This window comes from Paraburkholderia sp. NPDC080076 (assembly GCF_050281145.1).
Lineage (GTDB): Bacteria > Pseudomonadota > Gammaproteobacteria > Burkholderiales > Burkholderiaceae > Paraburkholderia.
In genome coordinates, this window is record NZ_JBNNWQ010000002.1 from 905,412 (window position 1) to 929,743 (window position 24,332).

The 24,332-nt window shown below is 64.0% G+C and carries 15 protein-coding genes and 2 riboswitches; of the genes, 6 read left to right on the forward strand and 9 right to left on the reverse strand.

What is annotated here, in order from left to right; translation table 11 throughout:
* Positions 1–452: 452 nt before the first annotated feature.
* From ACQKRQ_RS11400 to ACQKRQ_RS11410, 3 genes are all read left to right on the forward strand, one after another.
* Complete coding sequence (locus ACQKRQ_RS11400; protein WP_427476965.1) at positions 453–2,699, forward strand: primosomal protein N'; 2,247 nt, start codon at positions 453–455, stop codon at positions 2,697–2,699.
* Positions 2,700–2,869: 170 nt separating this feature from the next.
* Complete coding sequence (locus ACQKRQ_RS11405) at positions 2,870–4,291, forward strand: YeiH family protein (protein WP_427476967.1); 1,422 nt, start codon at positions 2,870–2,872, stop codon at positions 4,289–4,291.
* Entirely contained in the window at positions 4,291–4,536 is a 246-nt protein-coding gene (locus ACQKRQ_RS11410) for a hypothetical protein (RefSeq protein ID WP_427477171.1), read from the forward strand. The genes ACQKRQ_RS11405 and ACQKRQ_RS11410 overlap by 1 nt, the downstream gene beginning before the upstream one ends.
* A 112-nt stretch (positions 4,537–4,648) precedes the next feature.
* Here ACQKRQ_RS11410 and ACQKRQ_RS11415 read toward each other — a convergent pair whose 3' ends face one another.
* A complete protein-coding gene (locus tag ACQKRQ_RS11415; RefSeq protein WP_165923883.1) occupies positions 4,649–4,816 on the reverse strand; it encodes a hypothetical protein in 168 nt (55 codons plus the stop codon).
* A 313-nt stretch (positions 4,817–5,129) separates the two neighbouring features.
* On the opposite strand from ACQKRQ_RS11415, the gene putA reads away from it, so the two are divergent.
* A complete protein-coding gene (gene putA / locus ACQKRQ_RS11420) occupies positions 5,130–9,059 on the forward strand; it encodes a trifunctional transcriptional regulator/proline dehydrogenase/L-glutamate gamma-semialdehyde dehydrogenase (protein ID WP_427476969.1) in 3,930 nt (1,309 codons plus the stop codon).
* 88 nt (positions 9,060–9,147) lie between these two features.
* Positions 9,148–10,296, forward strand: coding sequence for a branched-chain amino acid ABC transporter substrate-binding protein (locus ACQKRQ_RS11425; RefSeq protein WP_132376545.1), 1,149 nt, complete (start codon positions 9,148–9,150; stop codon positions 10,294–10,296).
* Positions 10,297–10,439: 143 nt separating this feature from the next.
* Here the strand turns inward: ACQKRQ_RS11425 and ACQKRQ_RS11430 are convergent, their stop codons facing one another.
* The 8 genes from ACQKRQ_RS11430 to ACQKRQ_RS11465 form a co-directional block, all read right to left on the reverse strand.
* Positions 10,440–12,158 carry a thiamine pyrophosphate-binding protein gene (locus tag ACQKRQ_RS11430; protein ID WP_427476972.1) on the reverse strand — a complete coding sequence of 573 codons (1,719 nt, stop codon included), beginning with the start codon at positions 12,156–12,158 and terminating at the stop codon, positions 10,440–10,442.
* A gap of 217 nt (positions 12,159–12,375) precedes the next feature.
* On the reverse strand, positions 12,376–13,764 hold the full coding sequence (locus ACQKRQ_RS11435) for an L-serine ammonia-lyase (RefSeq protein ID WP_427476974.1): 1,389 nt from the start codon (positions 13,762–13,764) through the stop codon (positions 12,376–12,378).
* Between the two features lie 29 nt (positions 13,765–13,793).
* Positions 13,794–14,924, reverse strand: a complete 1,131-nt coding sequence (locus ACQKRQ_RS11440) for an alginate lyase family protein (RefSeq protein ID WP_408284670.1) — start codon at positions 14,922–14,924, stop codon at positions 13,794–13,796.
* Between the two features lie 139 nt (positions 14,925–15,063).
* Complete coding sequence (gene gcvP, locus ACQKRQ_RS11445) at positions 15,064–18,000, reverse strand: aminomethyl-transferring glycine dehydrogenase (protein WP_427476976.1); 2,937 nt, start codon at positions 17,998–18,000, stop codon at positions 15,064–15,066.
* A gap of 71 nt (positions 18,001–18,071) precedes the next feature.
* Positions 18,072–18,452, reverse strand: coding sequence for a glycine cleavage system protein GcvH (gene gcvH, locus ACQKRQ_RS11450; protein ID WP_012434788.1), 381 nt, complete (start codon positions 18,450–18,452; stop codon positions 18,072–18,074).
* 64 nt (positions 18,453–18,516) lie between these two features.
* Positions 18,517–19,635, reverse strand: a complete 1,119-nt coding sequence (gcvT, locus tag ACQKRQ_RS11455) for a glycine cleavage system aminomethyltransferase GcvT (protein ID WP_427476978.1) — start codon at positions 19,633–19,635, stop codon at positions 18,517–18,519.
* A gap of 80 nt (positions 19,636–19,715) precedes the next feature.
* Positions 19,716–19,868, reverse strand: a riboswitch (glycine riboswitch).
* Between the two features lie 34 nt (positions 19,869–19,902).
* Positions 19,903–20,003, reverse strand: a riboswitch (glycine riboswitch).
* A gap of 149 nt (positions 20,004–20,152) precedes the next feature.
* Entirely contained in the window at positions 20,153–20,503 is a 351-nt protein-coding gene (locus tag ACQKRQ_RS11460; RefSeq protein WP_132376550.1) for a hypothetical protein, read from the reverse strand.
* A 195-nt stretch (positions 20,504–20,698) separates the two neighbouring features.
* Complete coding sequence (locus ACQKRQ_RS11465) at positions 20,699–21,748, reverse strand: oxidoreductase (RefSeq protein ID WP_132376551.1); 1,050 nt, start codon at positions 21,746–21,748, stop codon at positions 20,699–20,701.
* Positions 21,749–22,085: 337 nt separating this feature from the next.
* On the opposite strand from ACQKRQ_RS11465, the gene ACQKRQ_RS11470 reads away from it, so the two are divergent.
* Positions 22,086–24,176 carry a UvrD-helicase domain-containing protein gene (locus ACQKRQ_RS11470; RefSeq protein ID WP_408176378.1) on the forward strand — a complete coding sequence of 697 codons (2,091 nt, stop codon included), beginning with the start codon at positions 22,086–22,088 and terminating at the stop codon, positions 24,174–24,176.
* Positions 24,177–24,332: the final 156 nt, after the last annotated feature.

Sequence of the window (24,332 nt, forward strand, 5' to 3'; positions counted from 1 at the left end):
ACCAATTTTTGTTGCAATGCAGCGAAGTGGGCTCTCGGCCTAAGGGAAAATTTGCAGCTAGCGGGCCGTCAGATGGCGGTCCTGAGAAAGTCAAGACTTGACTTATGCACATTCATCACGCTGCGGCGCGGTAGAAGCTTTAGTCGTGTCCTGGCCCTTGCACATTGCAGGCGCATTTGATCTAAGCCTTGTCTGGCAAGGGTTTCACGGCATCAGTACAGAATGTGCGGAATCCCACAGAAGGCCGCTGCGGCGCGGTTCCCGGGCTGTCCGGGCAAAGTTCTCAACAAAGTTATCCACAGGCACGCGGACCGATTGCAATTGTTCAGCGGAATCCAAAACTTAGCGCCGAAATTGAAGTTTTACTTTAACTTCGACGGGTTCACCGTCTGCGTAACGGGCACCAAGATGCGGCGTCGTGTCGCGCCCATTCTTCTGATCTCCACGCGCGCGTGAGTGACGTGTTCGTCCGCGTTGCGCTGGATCATCCGCTGCCGACCCTGTTCGACTACCGGTGCGACACGCCCGAACCCGTCGCGCCGGGCATCCTGGTGAGCGTGCCGTTCGGCAAGCGCCATGTCGTCGGGCTCGTCTGCGAAGTGACCGCTCACAGCGACGTACCGTCCGACCGTCTTCGCTCGGTCAGTAGCGTATGCACAGCTTGTCCGCCGATATCGTCGGAGTGGCTGAAGCTGGCTGCCTTCGCTGCCGACTATTACCAGCGTGGTCTCGGGGAAGTCGCGTTGCCCGCGTTGCCGCAGGCGCTGCGCGATGCGTCCCGCTGGTCGCGCCTGTTCGCGCCGGAAGAGCGCTACAGCCTGACGCCTGAAGGCCGCACGGCGTTGCCCGATGCCGTGCCGGCTCGGGCAAGCGCGTTGCGCAAGCTGGCGCAAGCCTTGGCGGAGACAGAATTCCTCCTTGCCGCCGACGCCCGCGCACTGCACCCGAAAGCGATCGCAACGCTCGACGCGTGGCGAGCGGAAGGCTGGGTTGCGCTGGACATCATTGAAGCCGCCGCCGTCCTTGCCGCCGCTGCTTCGCTTGACGCGCCCGCGCCCACGCTGCCCACGCTCACCGACGAGCAGGCGGCCGCCGTCGAAGCAATCCGCGACGCCGAAGGCTTTGCGCCGTTCCTGCTGCACGGCGTGACGGGTAGCGGCAAGACCGAGGTCTATCTGCGCGCGCTCGCCGAGATACTGGCCGCGAAGCCCGACGCCCAGGCGCTCGTCCTCGTGCCCGAAATCAATCTGACACCGCAGTTCGAGGCGGCCTTCCGCGCACGCTTCGCCGCGCTCGAAGGCACGTCGATCGTCACACTGCATAGCGGTCTCGCGGAAGGCGAGCGCGCCCGCAACTGGTTCGCCGCGCACACCGGCCGCGCGCGCATCGTGCTCGGCACGCGACTGGCGGTGCTGGCGTCGCTGCCCAAGCTCGCGATCATCGTCGTCGACGAGGAGCACGATCCGGCCTACAAGCAGCAGGAAGGCTTGCGTTATTCGGCGCGCGATCTGGCGATCTATCGCGCCAAGCAACTCGACCTGCCGGTCGTGCTCGGTTCGGCCACGCCGTCGCTGGAGAGCTGGTGGCAGGCTGACCAGGGGCGTTACAAACGGCTCACGTTGTCGCGCCGTGCCGTCGCCGAGGCCGTGCTGCCCACGGTCAAACTGATCGATCTGGAAGAGGAGCGACGGCGTGGACGGGCATCGGTGGAAGGCTTGTCGGGGCCGCTGATCGCCGCGCTGAAGGCGCGACTCGAACGCGGCGAGCAAAGCCTCGTGTTCCTGAACCGCCGCGGTTACGCTCCGCAGCTTGCCTGCGATGCCTGCGGCTGGGTCGCCGGTTGTCCGCGATGCAGCGCCTATGTCGTGCTCCACAAGCCCGAGCGCGCACTGCGCTGCCACCATTGCGGCTGGGAAGCGCGCATTCCGCGCTCGTGCCCGGAGTGCGGCAACGTCGACATCGCGCCGATGGGCCGAGGCACGCAGCGCGTCGAAGAAACACTGGCGAGCGCGGTGCCCGGCGCGCGAATATTGCGAATCGACGCCGACAGCACGCGCCGCAAAGGCAGCGCCCAAGCGCTGTTTTCCGACGTCCATGCGGGCGAGGTCGACATCCTCGTCGGCACGCAGATGATCGCCAAGGGTCACGACTTCCAGCGCGTGTCGCTGGTCGGCGTGCTGAACGCCGACACCGCGCTGTTTTCCCACGACTTCCGCGCGAGCGAGCGACTCTTCGCTCAACTGATGCAGGTGAGCGGCCGGGCAGGCCGCGCGGGTCTGCCCGGCGAAGTGCTGGTGCAGACACGTTATCCGCGCCACGCGCTCTACCACGCGCTAGGCCGCCATGACTACGTCGGCTTTGCCAACTCCACGCTGGCCGAGCGGCGTGACGCGCACTTGCCGCCATTCGTCTATCAGGCTTTGCTGCGCGCCGAAGGCCGCACGCTCGAAGCCGCGCTCGCCTTCCTGCAGCAGGCGGCGGCCGAACTCACCGGTATTCCGGCCGCCGAACGCGTGACCGTCTACGATGCCGTGCCGCTCACCATCGTCAAGGTGATGCACGTGCATCGCGCGCAGTTGCTGATCGAGAGCGCGTCGCGGGCCGCTTTGCAGGCGACCTTGCGTGCCTGGCAGCCGCTGCTGCGCGGTCTGAAAGGCGTGCTGCGGTGGAATCTCGAAGTCGATCCGCTCGACATCTAAGGCGCGTCGCCGGGCCGGCGCCGTCGTTACTCCTTTCGGTCATATTCTTAGAGCGAATGGTCGTTTCGTTTTGCGACGCCGCTCGCCTATATTTCGCCGGATCGGCGCACCTTCAGGCAAAACTCCAACATTCCCGCGCCGATGCACCTCAACTTCCTCGGGGCATGGCGATGAGCGATACCAATCCGACGCTGCAACCCGGCACGGCGCCGACGAATCGGCACAGCACGCACGGTGGCGGACTTTTTTCGACAGAAGACTGGTGGGCAGTGTGGGTCGGCCTGCTGGTGATCGTGGTCGCCTGGGCGCTGTTCGCGTCGGGCAGCAGCATTAAGTGGCTGGCGGTGGCGCCGGCCAAATGGTCGAGCGTGGCGCAGGCCGCGCAGGATATCGGCAAGCGTTTGCCCAACTATGCCGCACTGTTTATCACGTTCGCCCTGCTATTCGGCGTGAGCCTGGCAGCGCTGAAGCAGCGGGTCGGCGCGTTCCTGGCGTCGTTCCTGATTCTGTTCATCGCGTCGGCGCTGATTTTCACGCTCGGCGCGTGGGTCAACGCGTCGAAGTACAACCTCGAGCCGCCGCTCGTCGCGCTGGCGCTGGGCCTGCTGATCTCGAACGTGTTCACGCTGCCCGAATGGTTTTCTGCCGGCTTGCGCGTCGAGTTTTATATCAAGGTCGGTATCGTGCTGCTCGGCGCGACGTTGCCGTTCACATTGCTGGTGTGGGCGGGACCGGTGGCGGTCGGGCAGGCGACCATCGTCTCGCTTGTCACCTTCTTCGTGATTTTCTTTGCCGCGAAGGCATTCGGCCTCGACCGGCGTTTTGCCGCCGTGCTCGGCGTCGGCGGCGCGGTGTGCGGCGTCTCGGCGGCGATCGCGATTGCCGGCGCGGTGCGGGCCAAGCGCGAACAGGCTTCGGTGGCGATTACGCTGGTGGTGCTGTGGGCGATCGTGATGATCTTCGTGTTGCCGTTCGCGTCCCGCTCGCTCGGACTGTCGACCGCGGTCGCCGGCGCCTGGATAGGCACGTCCGAATTCGCCGACGCCGCCGGCATCGCGGCCGCGCAAGCGTATGGCGATTTCGCGAAGCATGCGGGCGGCGCGATTGCGGGCGCGCCGGAGGCGTCATTGCAGGCGTTCACGCTGATGAAAGTAGTCGGCCGCGATATCTGGATCGGGATCTGGGCGTTCGTGCTGGCGATCGTCGCGACGACGCGCTGGGAGTCCCAAGACAGCGGCGTCAAAGCGAAGGCCAATGCCGGCGAGATCTGGGCGCGCTTTCCGAAGTTCGTGATCGGCTTCGTGATCGCGTCGGCGCTGGTGACGTGGATTGCCAGCCACTATTCACTGGCAGATTACCGCAAGGTGGTGACGCCGGAATTCGTCGCGCCGATTACGGCGTTGCGCACGTGGGCGTTCACTTTCTGCTTCCTGAGCATCGGGCTGACCACGCGCTTACGCTCGCTCACCGCCACCGGCCTGAAGCCGTTCCTCGCCTTTACAGTGGGCGTGGTGGTCAATATCGCCATCGGCTACGCGCTGTCCGCGCACGTGTTCGCGCCGTACTGGAATAGCTTGGGGCAGGGCTCGTGATGCGCAACGCGGGCCGCATCGACAACACGGCACAGGCGCGCGAAGAAACGCGCGCGCCGTGCTGCGCGGGCTGCCGGTATCGCGCTGAGAAGCGGGATTCGTTAGAGCAGGGCATTCCGGGTCTCGCGGTGTTCGGTTCCGCGTTCGGCGCGAGCGTGGCGGACAGCCGGCTTTGCCGGCTGCACGATCAACTCGTTTCGCCCGGCGACAGCTGCGCGCAGTTCGAACCGCTTCATAAACATTGACACGCGCCTAAGCCACGCCCCGGCGTCGAGCCGGGCGGTGCATGCGTCCTGCCGCTGTGCCAGCCGGAGATCGGCGTCGCTCTGTCCGGCACGGAACGCCGGACGCGACCATTCACTCGTTTAATGCGGTCCGCGCGTCGCTCGCCGATGCGCGCGATGCCGCGGGCGTGTGTCCCTCGGCATCGCGCCTTCCCGGCCCACGCGTCGCGCCGCGGATGAACAGCACCGCGCAAGTCGCGCACATCGCCCAGATGCCCAATATCACCAGCCATTTTTCCATTTCGCCTGTCCTCTAAAACCCCGTACCGTTTTTTGTGCGTACCCGGAGGCCGCGTGCCGCTATGTTCCGTATAACGGCGCGCCGACCTGTTCTGATAAGGGTAAATGCAAAAAGAATCACGCCAGGGAAAGTACTAAGCGCAACCGCCGTACCCGCGCTCAGCGCCATCTAGCGCAAACCCCCGCCGCACAAGGCTCCCATCAGGGTGCAACCATGCGTTTAACATGGTTGCACCTTTTTATTGGGAGGCGTACGATTCGCCCAACTTTTAGTCTTTTTCCAGCACATTCGTCTGGTATCCGAAGAAGGAAACATGGCTAGCACCACCCTTGGCGTCAAGGTCGACGACCTCCTGCGTTCCCGGCTGAAAGATGCCGCCACTCGTCTCGAACGCACTCCGCACTGGCTCATCAAGCAGGCCATCTTCGCGTACCTCGAAAAGATCGAGCACGGTCAGTTGCCGCCCGAGCTGTCGGGCGTGACGGGCTCGGCGGATCTCGCCGACGGCGCCACGGTCGAGCAGGAAGAAGACGGCGCGTCGCACCCGTTCCTCGAGTTCGCGCAAAACGTGCAACCGCAGTCGGTGTTGCGCGCGGCGATCACGGCTGCTTATCGTCGTCCCGAGCCGGAATGCTTGCCGTTCCTGGTCGGGCAGGCTCGCTTGCCGGCAAACCTCGCGGGCGATGTGCAGACCATGGCCGGCAAGCTCGTCGAGACGCTGCGTACGAAGAGCAAGGGCGGTGGCGTCGAAGGGCTGATCCACGAGTTCTCGCTGTCGAGCCAGGAAGGCGTGGCGCTGATGTGCCTCGCCGAAGCGCTGCTGCGCATTCCCGACCGCGCCACGCGCGACGCGCTGATCCGCGACAAGATCAGCAAGGGCGACTGGAAATCGCACGTCGGCCAGGCGCCGTCGCTGTTCGTCAACGCCGCGACCTGGGGCTTGATGATCACCGGCAAGCTGGTGACGACCAATAGCGAAACGAGTCTCTCGTCGGCGCTCACGCGTTTGATCGGCAAGGGCGGCGAGCCGCTGATCCGCAAGGGCGTCGATATGGCGATGCGACTGATGGGCGAGCAGTTCGTCACAGGTGAGAATATCTCCGAAGCGCTGGCCAATAGCCGCAAGTACGAAGCGCGCGGCTTCCGCTACTCGTACGACATGCTGGGCGAAGCGGCCACCACCGAAGCTGACGCGCAGCGTTACTACGCGTCGTACGAACAGGCGATCCACGCGATCGGCAAGGCTGCCGGCGGCCGTGGCATCTACGAAGGCCCGGGCATCTCGATCAAGCTCTCCGCGCTGCACGCACGCTACTCGCGTTCGCAGCAGGAACGCACGATGAGCGAACTGCTGCCGCGCGTGCGCTCGCTGGCGATCCTCGCGCGCCGCTACGACATCGGCCTGAACATCGACGCCGAAGAAGCCGACCGCCTCGAAATCTCGCTCGACCTGCTCGAAGCGTTGTGCTTCGATCCGGAACTGGCCGGCTGGAACGGCATCGGCTTCGTGGTGCAGGCGTATCAGAAGCGCTGCCCGTTCGTGATCGACTACATCATCGATCTGGCGCGCCGTAGCCGTCACCGCATCATGGTGCGCCTCGTGAAGGGCGCGTACTGGGACACCGAAATCAAGCGCGCGCAAGTGGATGGCCTCGAAGGCTATCCGGTCTACACGCGCAAGATCTACACGGACGTGTCGTACCTGGCGTGCGCGAAAAAACTGCTGAGCGCGCCCGACGCAGTCTATCCGCAGTTCGCCACGCACAACGCGCACACGCTCTCGGCGATCTATCACCTCGCGGGCAATAACTACTATCCCGGCCAGTACGAGTTCCAGTGCCTGCACGGCATGGGCGAGCCGCTGTACGAGGAAGTCACCGGCCGCGACAAGCTGAATCGTCCGTGTCGCGTGTATGCGCCGGTCGGCACGCATGAAACGCTGCTCGCGTACCTCGTGCGCCGCTTGCTGGAAAACGGCGCGAACACGTCGTTTGTGAATCGCATTGCCGATGAAAGCGTCGCGATCAAGGACCTGATCGCCGACCCGGTCGACGAAGCCTCGAAGATCGTGCCGCTCGGCGCGCCGCACGCGAAGATTCCGCTGCCGCGCAACCTGTACGGCGCCGAGCGTCTCAATTCGATGGGCCTCGATCTGTCGAACGAGCATCGGCTGGCGTCGCTGTCGTCGGCGTTGCTGGCGAGCGCGCATCATCCGTGGCGTGCCGCGCCGATGCTCGAGGACAACGAGATCGCCGTCGGCGTCGCGCGCGACGTGCGCAATCCGGCGGATCATCGCGACCTCGTCGGCACGGTCGTGGAAGCGACGCCGGAGCATGTGAGCGCCGCGCTGGCGCATGCCGTCGCCGCTGCACCGATCTGGCAAGCCACGCCGGTCGAAGCGCGCGCCGATTGCCTCGCGCGTGCCGCCGATCTGCTCGAAGCGCAGATGCATACGCTGATGGGTCTGGTGGTGCGTGAAGCCGGCAAGTCGCTGGCCAACGCGGTCGCGGAAATCCGCGAAGCAATCGACTTCCTGCGCTATTACTCCACGCAGATTCGCGACGAGTTCTCCAACGACACGCATCGCCCGCTCGGTCCGGTGGTCTGTATCAGCCCGTGGAATTTCCCGTTGGCGATTTTCATGGGCCAGGTGGCCGCGGCGCTTGCTGCCGGCAACACCGTGCTCGCGAAGCCGGCTGAACAAACGCCGCTGATCGCCGCGCAAGCCGTGCGCATTCTGCGCGAAGCCGGCGTGCCGGCGGGCGCGGTGCAACTGCTGCCGGGCAATGGTGAAACGGTGGGCGCTGCGTTGGTGGCCGATCCGCGCACCCGCGCGGTGATGTTCACCGGTTCGACGGAAGTGGCGCGCCTCATCAACAAAACGCTGTCGAGCCGCCTCGATCCGGACGGCAAGCCGATTCCGCTGATCGCCGAAACGGGCGGCCAGAACGCGATGATCGTCGACTCGTCGGCGCTGGCTGAACAGGTGGTCGCGGACGTGCTGCAATCATCTTTCGACTCCGCCGGTCAACGGTGTTCCGCGCTGCGCGTTCTTTGTCTGCAGGACGATGTTGCGGACCGCACGCTGGAGATGCTGACCGGCGCGATGCGCGAACTCGCCGTGGGCAATCCGGATCGTCTGTCGATCGACGTCGGTCCGGTGATCGACCTCGACGCGAAACGCGGCATCGACTCGCACGTCGCGGCGATGCGCGAGAAAGGCCGCAAGGTCGAGCAACTGCTGATGCCCGACGGTTGCGCACAAGGCACCTTCGTTCCGCCGACGCTGATCGAACTCGACAGCATCGACGAATTGAAGCGCGAAGTGTTCGGCCCGGTGCTGCACGTGGTGCGTTATCGCCGCAGCCAGCTCGACAAGCTGCTGGAACAGATCCGCACGACCGGCTACGGCCTGACGCTCGGCATCCATACGCGGATCGATGAAACCATTGCTCACGTGATCAGCCGTGCGCACGTCGGCAACATTTATGTGAACCGCAATGTGATCGGTGCTGTGGTGGGTGTGCAGCCATTCGGCGGTGAAGGTTTGTCGGGCACGGGTCCGAAAGCGGGCGGCGCGCTGTATCTGCAGCGTTTACTGGCGACGCGTCCGGCCGGTTTGCCGAAGTCGCTCGCACAGGCATTGGTCGCGGATGTACCGCACGCAGCGGAAAACAGCGACAATCCGTCCGCTGCGTTGACGGCGTATCGCGACTGGCTGATCGCGGAACAACAGCCGGTGCTGGCCGCGCGCTGCGACGGCTATCTGTCGCATGTGCCGGCGGGCGCCACCGCGGTACTGTCGGGACCGACTGGGGAGCGCAACACGTACACGCTCGGCGCGCGCGGCACGGTGCTGTGTGTTGCATCGACGGCGAGCGGTGCGCGCGTGCAGTTCGCCGCGGCGCTGGCTACGGGAAATCGCGCGTTGTTCGAAGGCGCTGCTGGTGAACAATTGGTGGCGCAGTTGCCCGCCACGCTCAAGTCACATGCGAGCGTGAAGAAGAGCGCTGACACGCCGTTCGACGCCGTGCTGTTCGAAGGCGATAGCGACGAACTGCTGGCGCTGGTGAAGGAAGTCGCGAAGCGTCCGGGCCCGATCGTTTCGGTGCAGGGCGTCGCGGCACGCGCGTTGGAAAGCGGCGATGAGGATTACGCCCTCGAGCGTCTGTTGACGGAACGCTCGGTCAGCGTGAATACGGCAGCAGCCGGCGGTAATGCGAATTTGATGACGATCGGTTGAGCGAACCTTAACGATCTTTTCAAAAAAGAAGGAAGCGGTACGGCGACCCCGAAACCGCTCCATCCACACCTGGTACCAAGGAGAAGCTATGCAACACAAGATGAAACAGCTGGCAGGCGCTGCACTGGTTGCAGCGATGTCGCTGGCGGGGACGGCCAATGCTCAATCGACGGAAGATGTGAAGGTCGGCTTCGCCGGCCCGATGACGGGCGCGCAGGCGCACTACGGCAAGGACTTCCAGAACGGCATCACGCTGGCAGTGGAAGACATGAACGCGACCAAGCCGGTGATCGGCGGCAAGCAAGTCCGCTTCGTGCTGGATTCGGCCGACGACCAGGCTGACCCGCGCACCGGCACGACGGTTGCACAGAAGCTGGTGGATGACGGCATCAAGGGCATGCTCGGCCACTTCAACTCGGGCACCACGATCCCGGCTTCGCGCATTTACGCGAACGCGGGCATCCCCGAAATCGCAATGGCGACGGCGCCGGAATACACGCAACAAGGCTTCAAGACCACGTTCCGCATGATGACGTCCGACACGCAGCAAGGTTCGGTCGCCGGCACGTTCGCCGTGAAGACTTTGGGCATGAAGAAGATCGTGATCGTCGACGACCGCACGGCCTACGGCCAAGGTCTGGCGGATCAGTTCGAAAAGGCAGCGAAGGCAGCGGGCGGCCAGATCGTCGATCGTGAATACACCAACGACAAGGCCGTCGACTTCAAGTCGATCCTGACCAAGCTGAAGTCGGTGCAACCGGATCTGATCTACTACGGCGGCGCGGATTCGCAAGCGGCACCGATGGTCAAGCAGATGAAGGCACTGGGCATCAAGGCGCCGCTGATGGGCGGCGAAATGGTCCACACGCCGACGTTCATCCAGATCGCGGGTGACGCGGCGAACGGCACGGTGGCGTCGCTCGCCGGCCTGCCGCTGGAAGAAATGCCGGGCGGCAAGGACTACGTCGCGAAGTACAAGAAGCGTTTCAACGAAGACGTGCAAACGTACTCGCCGTACGCTTACGACGGCGCAATGGCCATGTTCGACGCAATGAAGAAGGCGAACTCGACCGATCCGGCCAAGTACCTGCCGGTGCTCGCGAAGACCTCGATGCCGGCAGTGACGGCGTCGAACCTCGCGTACGACAGCAAGGGCGACCTGAAGAACGGCGGCATCACGCTGTACAAGGTTGTCGACGGCAAGTGGACGACGCTGCAAAGCGTGGGTGGGAAGTAAGCTGCTCTACCTGCTAGAGCACTCGGCTGCCGCGTGATGGTTTGACGCGGCAGCCGATGCAAAAAAAGCCCTGCGGTTTTCGAACGCAGGGCTTTTTGTTTGGTGCTTGGCGACGTCGCGTGCCGAATGGCACGACAACGCAACTACTCTCCTCTCATCTTCCTCCCCTGCTCCCGAATCTGTTCCAACGTCGCGCCCGGCGTGCTCGCTTCCTGCGGCATGCGAATCTCGATCACCGCCGCGCACTTCGCCTCCATCGAACGCTTTAGCGCAGGCAGAAAATCCTCAGTCCGCTCCACCGTCTCACCATGCGCGCCAAACGAACGCGCGAACGCCGCGAAATCCGGATTAGTGAGCCCGGTGCCATGCACGCGGTTCGGATAGTGCCGCTCCTGATGCATCCGGATCGTGCCGAAGTGACCGTTATTCACCACAATGAACAGCACATGCAGGTCATATTGCATCGCCGTCGCGAGTTCTTGCGCGGCCATCATGAAGCAGCCGTCGCCGGCCAGCGCAACGACAGCGCGTTGCGGATACATCGACTTCGCCGCGATCGCCGCCGGCACTCCGTAGCCCATTGCACCACTCGTCGGCGCAAGCTGCGAACGGTACTGGCGATACGAAAAGTGCCGATGCAGCCACGTCGCGTAATTGCCCGCGCCGTTGGTGAGAATCGCGTCGTCCGGTAGCTGCGCGCGCAACTGCTGGATCACTTCGCCCATCTGCACGTCGCCGGGAATCTGACGCGGTTTGCGCCAGTCGAGATACGCTCGATGCGCCTCGTCCGTCGCGCCCGACCAGGCGAGTTTATCGGACGAAGGCTTCAACTCCGCAAGCAGCGCTGCCAGCTCCGGCATGCCGGAAACGATCGGCAGATCCGCCGCATACACGCGGCCCAATTCCTCCGCACCTTGATGCACATGCACGAGCGTTTGTTTGGTCTTCGGAATGTCGAGCAGCGTGTAGCCGTTGGTCGTCGCTTCGCCCAAACGCGGTCCGATTGCGAGCAGCACGTCGGCGTCGCGGATACGTTGCGCCAGCGCCGGATTGATACCCAAGCCGACGTCGCCGGCATAGTTCGGATGCTCGTTGTCGAGTGTGTCCTGAAAGCGGAACGCGAGGCCAACCGGCAGTTGCCAGTTTTCGACGAAGCGTCGAAAGTCCGCGCACGCAGCAGGCGTCCAGCCGCTGCCGCCCGCAATCACCATCGGCCGTTGCGAGCCTTCGAGCAATACACGCAACTTCTCGATCTGCGCCGCCGACGGTGACGCCGCGACGCGCTGATACGCCGGCGCGCCGGCCACGGCTTCGCATGCATCGCTCAACACGTCTTCCGGCAACGACAACACCACGGGCCCTGGACGCCCGGAAGTCGCCGTGTGAAACGCATGGCTGAGATATTCGGGAATGCGTTTCGGATCGTCGATTTGTGCGACCCACTTCGCCATCTGGCCGAACATGCGCCGATAGTCGATCTCCTGGAATGCCTCGCGGTCGAGATGCTCGCGCGCGCATTGGCCGATCAGCAGAATCATCGGCGTGGAATCCTGAAACGCGGTGTGCACGCCGATCGACGCATGCGTGGCGCCCGGTCCGCGAGTGACGAGTGCGACGCCTGGCCGGCCGGTCAATTTGCCGACGGCCTCCGCCATATTCGCGGCAGCCGCTTCGTGACGGCAAACAATGGTCTGGATGCGTTCGGTCTCGTCGTGCAGCGAATCCAGCACGGCAAGAAAACTCTCGCCAGGCACACAGAAAACACGCTCGACACCGTGCGTGAGCAAAGCATCGACGACGAGACGCGCGCCAGTGGTTTGAGCGGCGGGGGAACCGGAAACAGGAGCATTCGGCTGCGACATTGCGGTGAAGCCTCCAGGCAGTGCATGAGTGCGGTGTGAGGATGCCGCATCGGCGGGACGCTAGCCGATACGGCGCTTCGACAGCTTACGCCGGGCGCGGCTGCGCTGTCACGGCGCAGCGCAACCTTGGTGCTCGCGCATTACGTGCCGCGCAAATAAAAACGCGGGCCTTATAGCCCGCGTCGTCATTCATCGTAAAGCCCGGAAAGCGCGCAACTCAACACTCGACGATATTCACCGCCAACCCGCCGCGCGACGTTTCCTTGTACTTGGTCTTCATATCCGCGCCGGTTTCGCGCATGGTCTTGATCACCGAATCGAGCGACACGTAATGGCTGCCGTCGCCGCGCAAAGCCATGCGCGCCGCGTTGACCGCCTTCACCGACGCCATCGCATTGCGTTCGATGCACGGAATCTGCACCATGCCGCCGACCGGATCGCACGTTAGCCCAAGGTTGTGCTCCATGCCGATTTCCGCGGCGTTCTCGACCTGGCGTGGCGTGCCGCCCATGACGGCAGCAAGCGCGCCCGCCGCCATCGAACACGCGACGCCCACTTCGCCCTGACAACCCACTTCGGCGCCGGAAATCGACGCGTTCAGCTTGTACAGAATACCGATCGCCGCGGCGGTCATCAGGAAGTCGATCACGCCTTGCTGATTCGAGCCCGGCATGAAACGCGTGTAGTAATGCAGCACGGCCGGGATGATGCCGGCCGCCCCGTTGGTCGGCGCTGTCACCACGCGTCCGCCGGCGGCGTTTTCCTCGTTGACGGCGATCGCATAGAGATTGATCCAGTCGATCATCGACAGCGGATCGCGCAACGCCAGTTCAGGATTGCCCGACAGCGCGCGATACAACTGCGGCGCGCGACGCTTCACCTGGAACGGACCGGGCAAGTTACCGTCGGCGGCCGGATTGTTGATGCCGCAACCCCGCGATACACATGATTGCATCACGTCCCAGATCTTCAGCAAGCCCGCGCGCGTCTCTTCTTCCGTATGCCAGACGCGCTCGTTGTCCCACATCAGTTGAGCGATGCTCTTGCCGGTGGATTCGCACAGCGCGAGCAACTCGTTGCCGCTGCGAAACGAATGCGGCAGTTGATCGACGGCGCTCAGCACCTTCGTGTTCGGCGCGCCAGCCGTGACCACGAAGCCGCCGCCCACCGACAGATAGGTCGATTCCCGCAACGTTTCGCCCTGCGCGTCGAACGCGCGCAACTTCAGACCATTCGGATGCTCGGGCAGCGCCTGACGATAAAACGAAATGTGATCCTTCTGCACGAACGGCACCTCGTGCGTGCCGAGCAGCGCCAGCTTGCGGGACAGGCGCACGGCTTCGAGCCGCTCAACGATCGTGTCCGGGTCCACGGTGTCGGGCGCGTCGCCCATCAGGCCGAGCATGACGCCGCGATCGGTGCCGTGGCCCTTGCCCGTCGCGCCGAGCGAGCCGTACAGATCCACTTTCACCGATGCGGTCGCAGCGAGCAGCCCATCGCGTCCGAGCCCTTGTGCGAACATCAGCGCCGCGCGCATCGGCCCGACCGTATGCGAACTGGACGGACCAATGCCGATTTTGAAGAGGTCGAACACGCTGACTGCCATTTACTGCTCCCTGCGGATATTGAGTTGGTTTACCGCGCCGACAGCGGCAAACACACGGCGAGCCAAGCGGGCGGCGTCGGTGCGAGCTGCAGCGCGATCGGCGTATAGCGCCCGTCGAGGCGCGCCGCCAGGTGAAACAGTTCCGTCGCGTTCTTCGGGTCCCACTGACCCGAATAGCCGGGCAAGCCGGCCTCGCGACGTCTTGCATCGAACGGAACGCTCGAATGCACGAATTCTTCATGCGTCTTGCTGCCGGCCGCATACGGCTCCAGCCAGTTGAGCGCGGCTTGCAGCGAGGCGCCGTCCGCGCCTTTTTCCGGCAACCAGTTACGGTTATGGCGGCGCGCGGCGAGCGCGGCTGTCACGAGCGGTTGCAGATCGTAGGTGACATAATGCAGCGCGTCGCGTTCGCTGAAATCGATTGTCGAACCATCTGGCTCGATGTTGTCGCCGATATGCTCGACGAACAGACGCTGCGCCGCGTTGATCATCTTGCGGTTATCGAGCGTGAACGCGGCCATCGCAATCAGTTTGATCCGATGACTCTGCCAGTTGTTCTTGAACGTCCCTTTGAGCGGCCGAGGTTGCGCGTCGATTTGGCCGATGTAGCCGTTCGCGAGTTTCGTCAGGAACGCCATCGACGCATTGCGCGTTTTCACCGGCAACGCACTTGCCGTCATGTCGTACGCGAGAATCAGTCCTTCAAAACGGGTTTCGTCGATCGGATTGAAACTCGGTTGATAGGTCGTGACCCAGGCAAACAACAAGCGGTCGACGAGCTTGAGATAGCGGTCGTCGCTGGTGGCGCGCCAGGCGAGCGCGGCGTCGCGCAACAGATCGAGATCTTTCTCCGCTTCGACGCTCTGGTCGTAAATGCCCTCGTGCGGCAGCGTGCCTTCGGTGTGCAGTTTCGCCAGCGCATGCGGCTGATCGTTCAGATGCGCCTGCACATTGCTCACCAGCGCTTTCACGCCGGGATCGGCGTTCGTGCGTTCGCTGGTTTGCAGGGCGGGCGCCGCACAAAAATTCATCGCGGCCTGTGCTTGCCGCAGCGGCAGCAGCACGGCTGCGCCAGCCAACAGCAGCGTGCAGGCTTGCCGCCATGTCGGCGCTCGCGTTGCTTCGGTCCGGCTTTGCATCAATCGCACCTTTCGCGCCATGCGAAACTCCTCGTTAGGCTGATTCGGTGTGTGATGTTAGCCGTTTGCGGCCAGGAGCGACAGAGAACCGAGGGCAGAACCACGCACCGCCCTGCCGCCTCTTTTCGAGGCAACGGGCGATGCGCGATAACTGTCCAGCTTACTCGTAGTCGGCGATCGGCACGCAGGAGCAGAACAGGTTGCGGTCGCCGTACACGTTGTCCGCGCGGCCGACCGGTGGCCAGTACTTTTTCGCGATCAGCGTGGGCAGCGGATACGCCGCGGTTTCGCGCGCATACGCGTGCTTCCAGTCATTCGCGATGACCACCGCTGCCGTGTGCGGCGCGTGCTTCAGCGGATTGTCTTCGCGGTCCGAGCGGCCTTCTTCGACGGCGCGGATTTCCTCGCGGATCGCGATCATCGCTTCGATGAAACGGTCGAGTTCTTCCTTCGATTCCGATTCGGTCGGCTCGACCATCAGCGTGCCCGGCACCGGGAAGCTCATCGTCGGCGCGTGGAAGCCGTAGTCGGCGAGACGCTTGGCGACGTCGTCCACGGTGATGCCGCTGGTTTCCTTGATCGGACGCAGATCGAGAATACATTCGTGCGCGACCAGTCCGCCCGGGCCCGAATACAGCACCGGATAATGCGGCGCGAGTTTCTTCGCGACGTAGTTCGCGTTGAGGATCGCGGTTTCGGTCGCGGCGGTGAGATTCTTCGCGCCCATCATCGCGATATACATCCACGAGATCGGCAGGATCGACGCCGAACCGTACGGTGCGCCCGACACCGCGCCAATGCCGTTCGGCGCGCGTTCATAGCCCGACGAAATCTGGTTCGGCAGGAACTGCGCGAGATGCGCGCCGACCGCGACCGGCCCGACGCCCGGTCCGCCGCCGCCGTGCGGGATGCAGAAGGTCTTGTGCAGGTTCAGATGCGAGACGTCGCCGCCGAACTGACCCGGCGCGGTCAGGCCGACCATCGCGTTCATGTTCGCGCCGTCCACATACACCTGGCCGCCGTGCGCGTGCACGATCTCGCAGATTTCACGCACGTTCTGCTCGAACACGCCATGTGTGGACGGATACGTGATCATGATCGCCGCGAGTTTGTCGGCGTGCTGATCGGCTTTCTTCTTCAGGTCTTCGATATCGACGTTGCCTTGCGCGTCGCACGCCACCACGACCACCTGCATGCCGGCCATCTGCGCCGACGCCGGGTTCGTGCCGTGCGCCGAAGCAGGAATCAGGCAGACATTCCGATGCGCTTCGCCGCGCGACGCGTGATACGCGTGGATGATCAACAGGCCGGCGTATTCGCCTTGCGAGCCGGCGTTTGGCTGCAGTGACACGGCAGCGTAACCGGTGGCCGCGACCAGCATCTCTTCGAGCTGATCGATCATTTCGCGGTAGCCGACGGTTTGCTCAGCCGGCGCGAACGGATGGATCTGGCCGAATTCAGGCCACGTGACCGGCAGCATTTCCGAGGTCGCGTTCAGCTTCATCGTGCACGAGCCGAGCGGGATCATCGAACGGTCGAGCGCGAGGTCCTTGTCCGACAGGCTGCGCAGATAGCGCAGCATTTCCGTTTCCGAATGATGACGGTTGAACACGTGATGCGTGAGATACGCGCTGGTGCGTTCGAGCGCGGCCGGGACCGACGCCGTGTTCGACGCGGCAAGCTTTTCGTCGAGCGTGTCGACTTGCGGCACGTCTTTCGCGCCCGCGGCTTGCGCGAACACTTCGAGCAGATCGGCCAGATCGCGGCGTGTGGTGGTTTCGTCGATCGACAGGCCGACTTGCGTGTCGCTCACGCGGCGCAGATTGATGCGCTTCGCTTGCGCGGCGTCGTGCAGCGCTTGCGTACGCGCGCCGGATTCGAACGTGAGCGTGTCGAAGAAGGTTTCGTTGGTGAGCGTGTAGCCGAGCTGCTTCGCGCCTTCCGCCAGCAACGCGGCGATGCGGTTCACGCGCAGCGCAATCGTCTTCAGACCGTGCGGGCCGTGATAGACGGCGTACATGCTGGCCATGATCGCGAGCAGCGCTTGCGCGGTACACACGTTCGAGGTGGCCTTTTCGCGGCGGATATGCTGTTCGCGCGTTTGCAGCGCGAGACGCAGGGCCGGATTGCCTTGCGCGTCGACGGTCACGCCGACGAGACGGCCCGGCATCTGACGCTTGAATTCGTCGCGCACGGCGAGGTATGCCGCATGCGGGCCGCCGAAGCCGACCGGCACGCCAAAGCGCTGCGTGTTACCGACGGCCACGTCCGCGCCCCATTCGCCCGGCGGCGTGAGGACGGTCAGCGCGAGCAGGTCGGCGGCGACCACCACGTGGCCGCCCGCTGCATGGATTGCTTCGGTGAGCGCGCGGTAGTCGCGCACGTCGCCGTTCACGCCCGGGTATTGCAGCAGCACGCCGAACGCGTTCACATTCGCGGCTTCCGCAGCAGGGCCCACTTTCACTTCGATGCCGACCGGCGTGGCGCGCGTCTTCACCACTTCGATGGTTTGCGGCAGCACGTCGTCGGCCACGTAGAACACGTTCGACTTCGGCTTGCCGATGCGTTGCAGCAGCGTCATTGCTTCAGCGGCAGCGGTGGCTTCGTCGAGCAGCGACGCATTCGAGATCGCCAGACCCGTCAGGTCGACGATCATCTGCTGGAAGTTCAACAGCGCTTCCAGACGGCCTTGCGAGATTTCCGGCTGGTACGGCGTGTACGCGGTGTACCACGCCGGATTTTCCAGCACGTTGCGCAGAATCACCGTCGGCGTGTGCGCGTTGTAATAGCCCTGCCCGATGTACGAGCGGAACACCTGGTTCTTGTCCGCGAGTTCGCGCAGCGCGGCGAGCGCTTCCGCTTCGCTCTTCGGTTGCGCGAAGGGGCCGAGCGGCAGCGTTTCGGTGCGGCGGATCGTCTTCGGAATGACGGCGTCGATCAGCGCGGCGCGCGACGCGAAGCCGAGGGCTTCGAGCATCGCGTGCTGGTCGGCCGCGTCCGGGCCGATGTGCCGTTCGGCGAAGGCGTCATGCACTTCGAGCGCGGCGAGCGAGAGAGGAGTGCGGTTCATCAGACGATCCGGGTGTTCGAGCTTCATGGGTGTTCCTGGCGGTGCGGCTGTCCGTTCGAAAAGGACGCCGCACCTGTCGGGTTAAACGTAAAGGTGAATCAGGCGCCGATTGACTTGGTGTACGCGTCGGCGTCGATCAGACGGTCCTGCGTGGCGTCCGCAGCCGGCTTGATCTTGAAGAGCCAGCTTTCGTACGGCGTGCTGTTGACCGAATCAGGCGTGTCGGCCACGGCGGTGTTCGCTTCGATGATTTCGCCCGAAACCGGCGCGTAGATATCGGAAGCGGCTTTCACCGATTCGATCACGGCGACGGTGTCGCCTGCCGTGACGGTCTTGCCCAGTTCCTGGACTTCGAAGAAGACGATATCGCCGAGCGCTTCCTGCGCGTGGTCGGTAATGCCGACCGTCAGCGTGCCGTCCGCTTCGGTGCGGACCCATTCGTGCGATTCGGTGTATTTCAGATCGGCCGGGATGCTCATCGGATGCTCCTATGCGGTGTGATTCGGTAGTGACTTGAAAAAAGTGGACGAACGCGCCGGTTGCTTAAACCGCGAGCACTTTGCCATTGCGCACGAACGGCAGTTTTACCACGCTTGCAGGAACGTTTTTGTCACGAATCCGAACGTGCACGGTGTCGCCTGGCTGCACGCCCTTCGGCACGCGCGCGAAGGCGATCGATTCCTGCATGGTCGGGGAAAACGTGCCGCTGGTGATTTCGCCTTCGCCCTGCGGCGTGACGACTTTCTGATGAGCACGCAGCACGCCTGCCGCCTTGCCGTTTTCCTTCAGCAGGATCAGGCCGACGAACGCGGCCTGCGAACCGTCCGCTTCCAGCTTGCCTTTGCCGACGAAGTCGCGCGGCGAGGTGAGGTCGACGGTCCAGGCGAGGCCGGCGTCGAGCGGCGAGACGTTGTCGTCCATATCCTGGCCGTACAGATTCATGCCGGCTTCGAGGCGCAGCGTGTCGCGCGCGCCGAGACCGGCCGGGCGCACGCCTTGGGTTTGCAATGCGTTCCACAGCGCTTCGACGTGATCCGCCGGCACGATGATTTCGAAGCCGTCTTCGCCGGTGTAGCCGGTGCGGGCGACGGTCAATTCGCCGAACGGCGTGTTTTCGATGCGGGCGGCGTTGAAGGGCTTCAAGGCTTCCGTGGCGGCGCGCGCGGCCGGCACGGTTTGCCAGACTTTTTCGCGGGCGTTCGGGCCTTGCACGGCGACGATCGCGTAGTCGCGGCGCGGCGTGACGGTCAGGCCGAAGCCGCCTTCGGCGTTGAGCTGGCCGAACCAGGCGATGTCTTTATCAGCGGTGCCAGCGTTCACGACCACGCGGAAGTGATCTTCGCCGAAGTAATAGACGATCAGATCGTCGATCACGCCGCCATTCGGGTTCAGCAGGCAGGAGTACAGTGCGCGGCCGGGCGTTTGCAGTTTGGCGACATTGTTCGCCAGCGCGTATTCGAAGAAGGCGCGCACGCGCTCGCCGGTGAAATCGACGACGCACATGTGCGAGACGTCGAACATGCCGGCGTCGGTGCGCACGGCGCGGTGTTCGTCGATTTGCGAGCCGTAATTGACAGGCATGTCCCAGCCGCCGAAATCGACCATGCGGGCATTGAGCGCACGGTGGGTGGCGTGGAGCGGGGTGTGTTTGAGTTCGGTCATAGGGCCTCGGGCATCTCGCGAAACAAAAAAGGCCATGCGGCGCTACGCCTCGCGGCCTTCTGGCTGCGAGCGTGGTCCTGCATGACCCCTCTGTCCTCGATACCTGAGAGATTGCGCCACCGTGATCACGTTGACGTGCCACGGTGAAACGCGCGCCCCTTCGGTGGGCAGCTTGCCAGAATCTGCTCGATAAACGATGCAGATGGCTACTGCCGCTCTCCAGAGTGCGAAAAACGAGTGCCTCGATGTTGCCTGGACGCGGGTTTTTCGACGCGGTCGGTCCTTTTGCCTGAGAGTTTGCGGGTGTGCCCCTTCGGCGGCGCGGCCTGCGATTTTCAGCGGCCAGCGCGCTCTCCCGACGCGTGCGGCGAATGTACGCGAGGGCCGGGGGCTTGTCAAATAAAGGCCCGCGAGCGGCGCGGCGGTTGACGCACCGCTCTCGCGCCTGTCAAAAAAAGCGCGGGACGTGATGCCGCGCTCGTGCCGCTTTTGGTGCCTGACCTGACGCGTGGAGCGACTATTCGCCGATGGCGTGCGCCGCGTTGTCCAGTTCCTGATTCAGCACGCGCTGTTCGTCGCTGGAGAGGCCGCCGCCATGTTGCGCGGCCATGTCGTGCGCTTCCTGACGGATCACGTCGAGGCGATGGTGCAGCGCGCCGCCTTGGGGCGGCGGGTAATAGCCCTGATTCACGCGGTTGTCGATCCGGCGGCTGAGATTGTCGATGCGGCCGTCGACCTGACGCAGGCGCTGATCCGCGATCTGTTGCGGGTTGGGACGAGGCGCCGGCTGGGGTTGAGGCGCCACCACACAGGCGGCGAGGGAACTGAGCAAGGCGCACGCGGCGAGCGCGCGGATAGTACGGGGCATGAACTCTCCGGAAGTCATTGTCGTTGTGTGGTGCTACCCGGTAGCAACGGATGACTGCCGGGCCGCGCTGACCGGCAGCGCGGCCTTATTTGTAACGTTATGTTCCTTTCGGGCTTGTCAGGGTTTGGCCCGCGCGGCGTGGGCGGCGAGTGCTGTTTTAGGTACACAAGCCATTTCGACACGCAGGCCAAACCGTCAGCGAATCCGCTCAAACGGCAGCCGGACGCCTTCTTCCGAACTGCGGGCGGCAAGCTCGATAACCGTCATTACGTCGACGGCGTCCTGTGCGCTGACCGGGAATTTCACGCCGTGCTGGATGGCGTCGGCCACCGCGATGTAGAACCCGGTGTAGTCGCCATTGCGCGTCGGCAACTCGCGCTCGACCTCCTGATCACCTTCCTGCACGCGCAGCACACCGGCGGCATTGCCGGCGCCGAAACCCTCGTCGCCCGGCCGCAGGCCCGCCTTCAACTGATCTTCCTGCGTATCGAGACCGTATTTCATATAGCTGCCGCGCGTGCCGTGGATGGTGAAGCGCGGCGCGACCAGTGCCGTCAACGCGCTGGCGTGCAGCACCACTTCGAACTCACCGTAGCCGAGCTGGATATGCACGTAGTCGGGTGCGCCGGCGTCGTCGCGATGCGTGCGCACGGTGGCCGACACGGTTTGCGGGGCGCCGAACAGGGCCAGCGTCTGGTCGATCAGATGTGGCCCGAGGTCCAGCAGCAAGCCGCCGCCGCGCGACGCTTCCTCGCGCCAACGCTGCCGCACCTCAGGCCGGAAACGGTCGAAATGCGATTCGTATTGCGTGATCCGTCCCAATTCGCCGCTCGCGAGCAGGTCGCGCACGGTCAGAAAATCGCCGTCCCAGCGACGGTTGTGAAACGGTATGAAGAGTTTGCTCCGGGCGAGCGCGATGTTGGCCAGCGTGTGGGCGTCGGCGGCGTTCAGCGTGACCGGTTTGTCGACCACCACGTGCTTGCCTGCTTCCAGCGTGCGGCGCGCCAGGTCGAAGTGCGTATCGTTCGGCGTGGCGATCACGATGCAGTCGATTTCTTCGAGCGCCAGCAGCGCGTCGAGGTCGGCCACCACCTTCGTGTGCGGATAGTCGGCGAGCGCGCGCTCGGGTTGGCTCGTGGCAATGGCCGCGACGCTCGCGCGGCCGCAGTGCTCGATCACCGGCGCATGGAAGGTCGCGCCGGCGAAACCGTAACCCATCAATCCAATCTTCAGCGATGCGGACATGCTTGTCTTCCTGCAAAATCGGCGCGCCGCTTTGCCACCGCGGCGACGGCGCGCAACACCGCAATTGTGGCATGTCCTGAAGGTGGACCGGCAGCGTCGTCGGCTCGGCGCATGTTGATTGGATATTGCTTTTATGAGGCGGGCATCTGGTGCATGCATCCGTGTTAACATCGCTCCTCTCGCGCGAACCGCAGCGGGCCGGAACACCCTCGCACCGCGCAGGGCGCCCGTTCCAGCCGCCGGGGCCGCGCAGCATGCCCCCGGGCCTTCGGCCGGCAGTCGCCACGCCGCTACGCCCTCAACCGCCGCTTTCAACCGCATCACCCATCCACAGACGATGTCCGCAGGCCTGAACCCCGCTCAAAATGAAGCGGTCCGTTATCTTGACGGTCCGTGTCTCGTGCTCGCCGGCGCAGGCAGCGGCAAGACGCGTGTGATCACGCAGAAGATCGCGCATCTGATCGAGGCCAAGGGCTTCGAGCCACGTCACATCGCCGCTGTCACGTTCACGAACAAGGCCGCATTGGAAATGCGCGAGCGCGTGGGCAAGCTGCTCGAAGGCAAGACGCTGACCACGCCCGGCAAGGAAGGCCGCAAAGTGCCCGTCAATCAGTTGACGGTCTGCACTTTCCACTCGCTCGGCGTGCAGATTCTGCGGCAGGAAGCGGAGCACGTCGGCCTGAAGCCGCAGTTCTCGATCATGGATTCGGACGACTGCTTCGGCATGATCCAGGAGCAGGTCGGCTCGACGGACAAGGGCTTTATCCGCAAGATCCAGTCGATCATCTCGCTGTGGAAGAACGGCATGATCATGCCCGAGCAGGCGATCGCGATCGCCGCGAACGAGGACGAACATCAGGCCGCGATCGTCTACCGCAATTACGTGGCGACGCTGCATGCGTATCAGGCGGTCGATTTCGACGACCTGATCCGTCTGCCCGCCGAACTCTTCGAAAAGAACGAGCAGGTGCGCGACCGCTGGCAGAACAAATTGCGCTATCTGCTGATCGACGAGTATCAGGACACCAATGCCTGCCAGTACGAACTGGTGAAACTGCTGGCCGGCAAGCGCGCGGCGTTCACGGCGGTTGGCGACGACGATCAGGCGATCTACGGCTGGCGCGGCGCGACGCTAGAGAATCTCGGCCAGCTCAGCAAGGATTTTCCGAAGCTGCATCTGATCAAGCTGGAGCAGAACTATCGCTCGACGGTGCGCATTCTGACCGCCGCGAACAACGTGATCGCAAACAATCCGAAGTTGTTCGAAAAGAAGCTGTGGTCCGAACACGGCATGGGCGACACGATCACCGTCACGCCGTGCAACGACGAAGAGCACGAGGCCGAGTCCGTGGTGTTTCGCCTGTCGGCACACAAGTTCGAGCGGCGCGCGAATTTCCGCGACTACGCGATCCTGTACCGCGGCAATTTCCAGGCGCGCATTTTCGAGCAGGTGTTGCGGCGCGAGCGGATTCCGTATGTGCTGTCCGGCGGGCAATCGTTCTTCGACAAAGCCGAGATCAAGGACATCTGCGCTTATCTGCGCTTGATCGCCAACGCGAACGACGACCCCGCGTTCATCCGCGCGATCACCACACCGCGGCGCGGCGTCGGCAATACGACGCTCGAGGCGCTCGGCTCGTTCGCGGGCCAGGCCAAGGTGTCGCTATTCGAGGCCGTGTACATGGGCGGCATCGAGGCGCGTCTGTCGCCACGGCAGATCGAACCCATGCGCGTGTTCTGCGACTTCATGCAGCGCCTCACCGATCGCGCCGAGAAGGATGCCGCCGGCACGCTACTCGACGAACTAATGGATGCGATCCACTACGAGGCCTATCTGTACGATGCGTTCGACGAACGCCAGGCGCAGGCCAAGTGGCAAAACGTGCTGGAGTTCATGGAGTGGCTCAAGCGCAAAGGCACCAAGGCTGAGCCCGCGGGCGCGGCGAATGACGAAGCCACCGGCTACGACACCGCCGACGGTCTCGGCGACACCGGCAAGAGTCTGCTCGGCCTGATCCAGACCGTGGCGCTGATGTCGATGCTCGAAGGCCGCGAGGAAGATCCCGACGCGGTGCGGCTCTCGACGGTGCATGCGTCGAAGGGTTTGGAGTATCCGCACGTGTTTCTGGTGGGCGTCGAGGAAGGCATCATGCCGCATCGCGGCGGTCCGGACGACGAGCCAATCGACGACGCGCGCATCGAAGAAGAACGCCGGCTGATGTACGTGGCGATCACGCGTGCGCAACGCAGCCTGCATCTGAACTGGTGCAAGAAGCGCAAGCGCGCGCGTGAAACGGTGGTGTGCGAGCCGTCGCGCTTCATCCCCGAAATGCTGCTCGACGATGCCCCGCCGCCGACGCCCGAAGAAGCGCCGATGTCGCCGAAAGACCGGCTCGCGAGTTTGAAGGCGCTGTTGCAGAAGCCTTGAGTGGGCGCTTCGAAACGTCGAGTGCGCAGCCGCTCGCGGACAGCGCCCAACCTGGCGCATAACGCGAATCTCGTAGGCCTGTCTGTTGGCCGAGATATAAAAAAATCCCTGCGCCGCGTCGCCACGGTGCAGGGATTTTTTGTCACGCGGCAAACG

Coding starts and splice junctions, on each gene's coding strand:
- ACQKRQ_RS11405 (WP_427476967.1), top strand. CDS start 2,870: ATGAGCGATACCAATCCGACGCTGCAACCCGGCACGGCGCCGACGAAT.
- ACQKRQ_RS11410 (WP_427477171.1), top strand. CDS start 4,291: ATGCGCAACGCGGGCCGCATCGACAACACGGCACAGGCGCGCGAAGAA.
- ACQKRQ_RS11415 (WP_165923883.1), bottom strand. CDS start 4,816: ATGGAAAAATGGCTGGTGATATTGGGCATCTGGGCGATGTGCGCGACT.
- putA (WP_427476969.1), top strand. CDS start 5,130: ATGGCTAGCACCACCCTTGGCGTCAAGGTCGACGACCTCCTGCGTTCC.
- ACQKRQ_RS11425 (WP_132376545.1), top strand. CDS start 9,148: ATGCAACACAAGATGAAACAGCTGGCAGGCGCTGCACTGGTTGCAGCG.
- ACQKRQ_RS11430 (WP_427476972.1), bottom strand. CDS start 12,158: ATGTCGCAGCCGAATGCTCCTGTTTCCGGTTCCCCCGCCGCTCAAACC.
- ACQKRQ_RS11435 (WP_427476974.1), bottom strand. CDS start 13,764: ATGGCAGTCAGCGTGTTCGACCTCTTCAAAATCGGCATTGGTCCGTCC.
- ACQKRQ_RS11440 (WP_408284670.1), bottom strand. CDS start 14,924: ATGGCGCGAAAGGTGCGATTGATGCAAAGCCGGACCGAAGCAACGCGA.
- gcvP (WP_427476976.1), bottom strand. CDS start 18,000: ATGAAGCTCGAACACCCGGATCGTCTGATGAACCGCACTCCTCTCTCG.
- gcvH (WP_012434788.1), bottom strand. CDS start 18,452: ATGAGCATCCCGGCCGATCTGAAATACACCGAATCGCACGAATGGGTC.
- gcvT (WP_427476978.1), bottom strand. CDS start 19,635: ATGACCGAACTCAAACACACCCCGCTCCACGCCACCCACCGTGCGCTC.
- ACQKRQ_RS11460 (WP_132376550.1), bottom strand. CDS start 20,503: ATGCCCCGTACTATCCGCGCGCTCGCCGCGTGCGCCTTGCTCAGTTCC.
- ACQKRQ_RS11465 (WP_132376551.1), bottom strand. CDS start 21,748: ATGTCCGCATCGCTGAAGATTGGATTGATGGGTTACGGTTTCGCCGGC.
- ACQKRQ_RS11470 (WP_408176378.1), top strand. CDS start 22,086: ATGTCCGCAGGCCTGAACCCCGCTCAAAATGAAGCGGTCCGTTATCTT.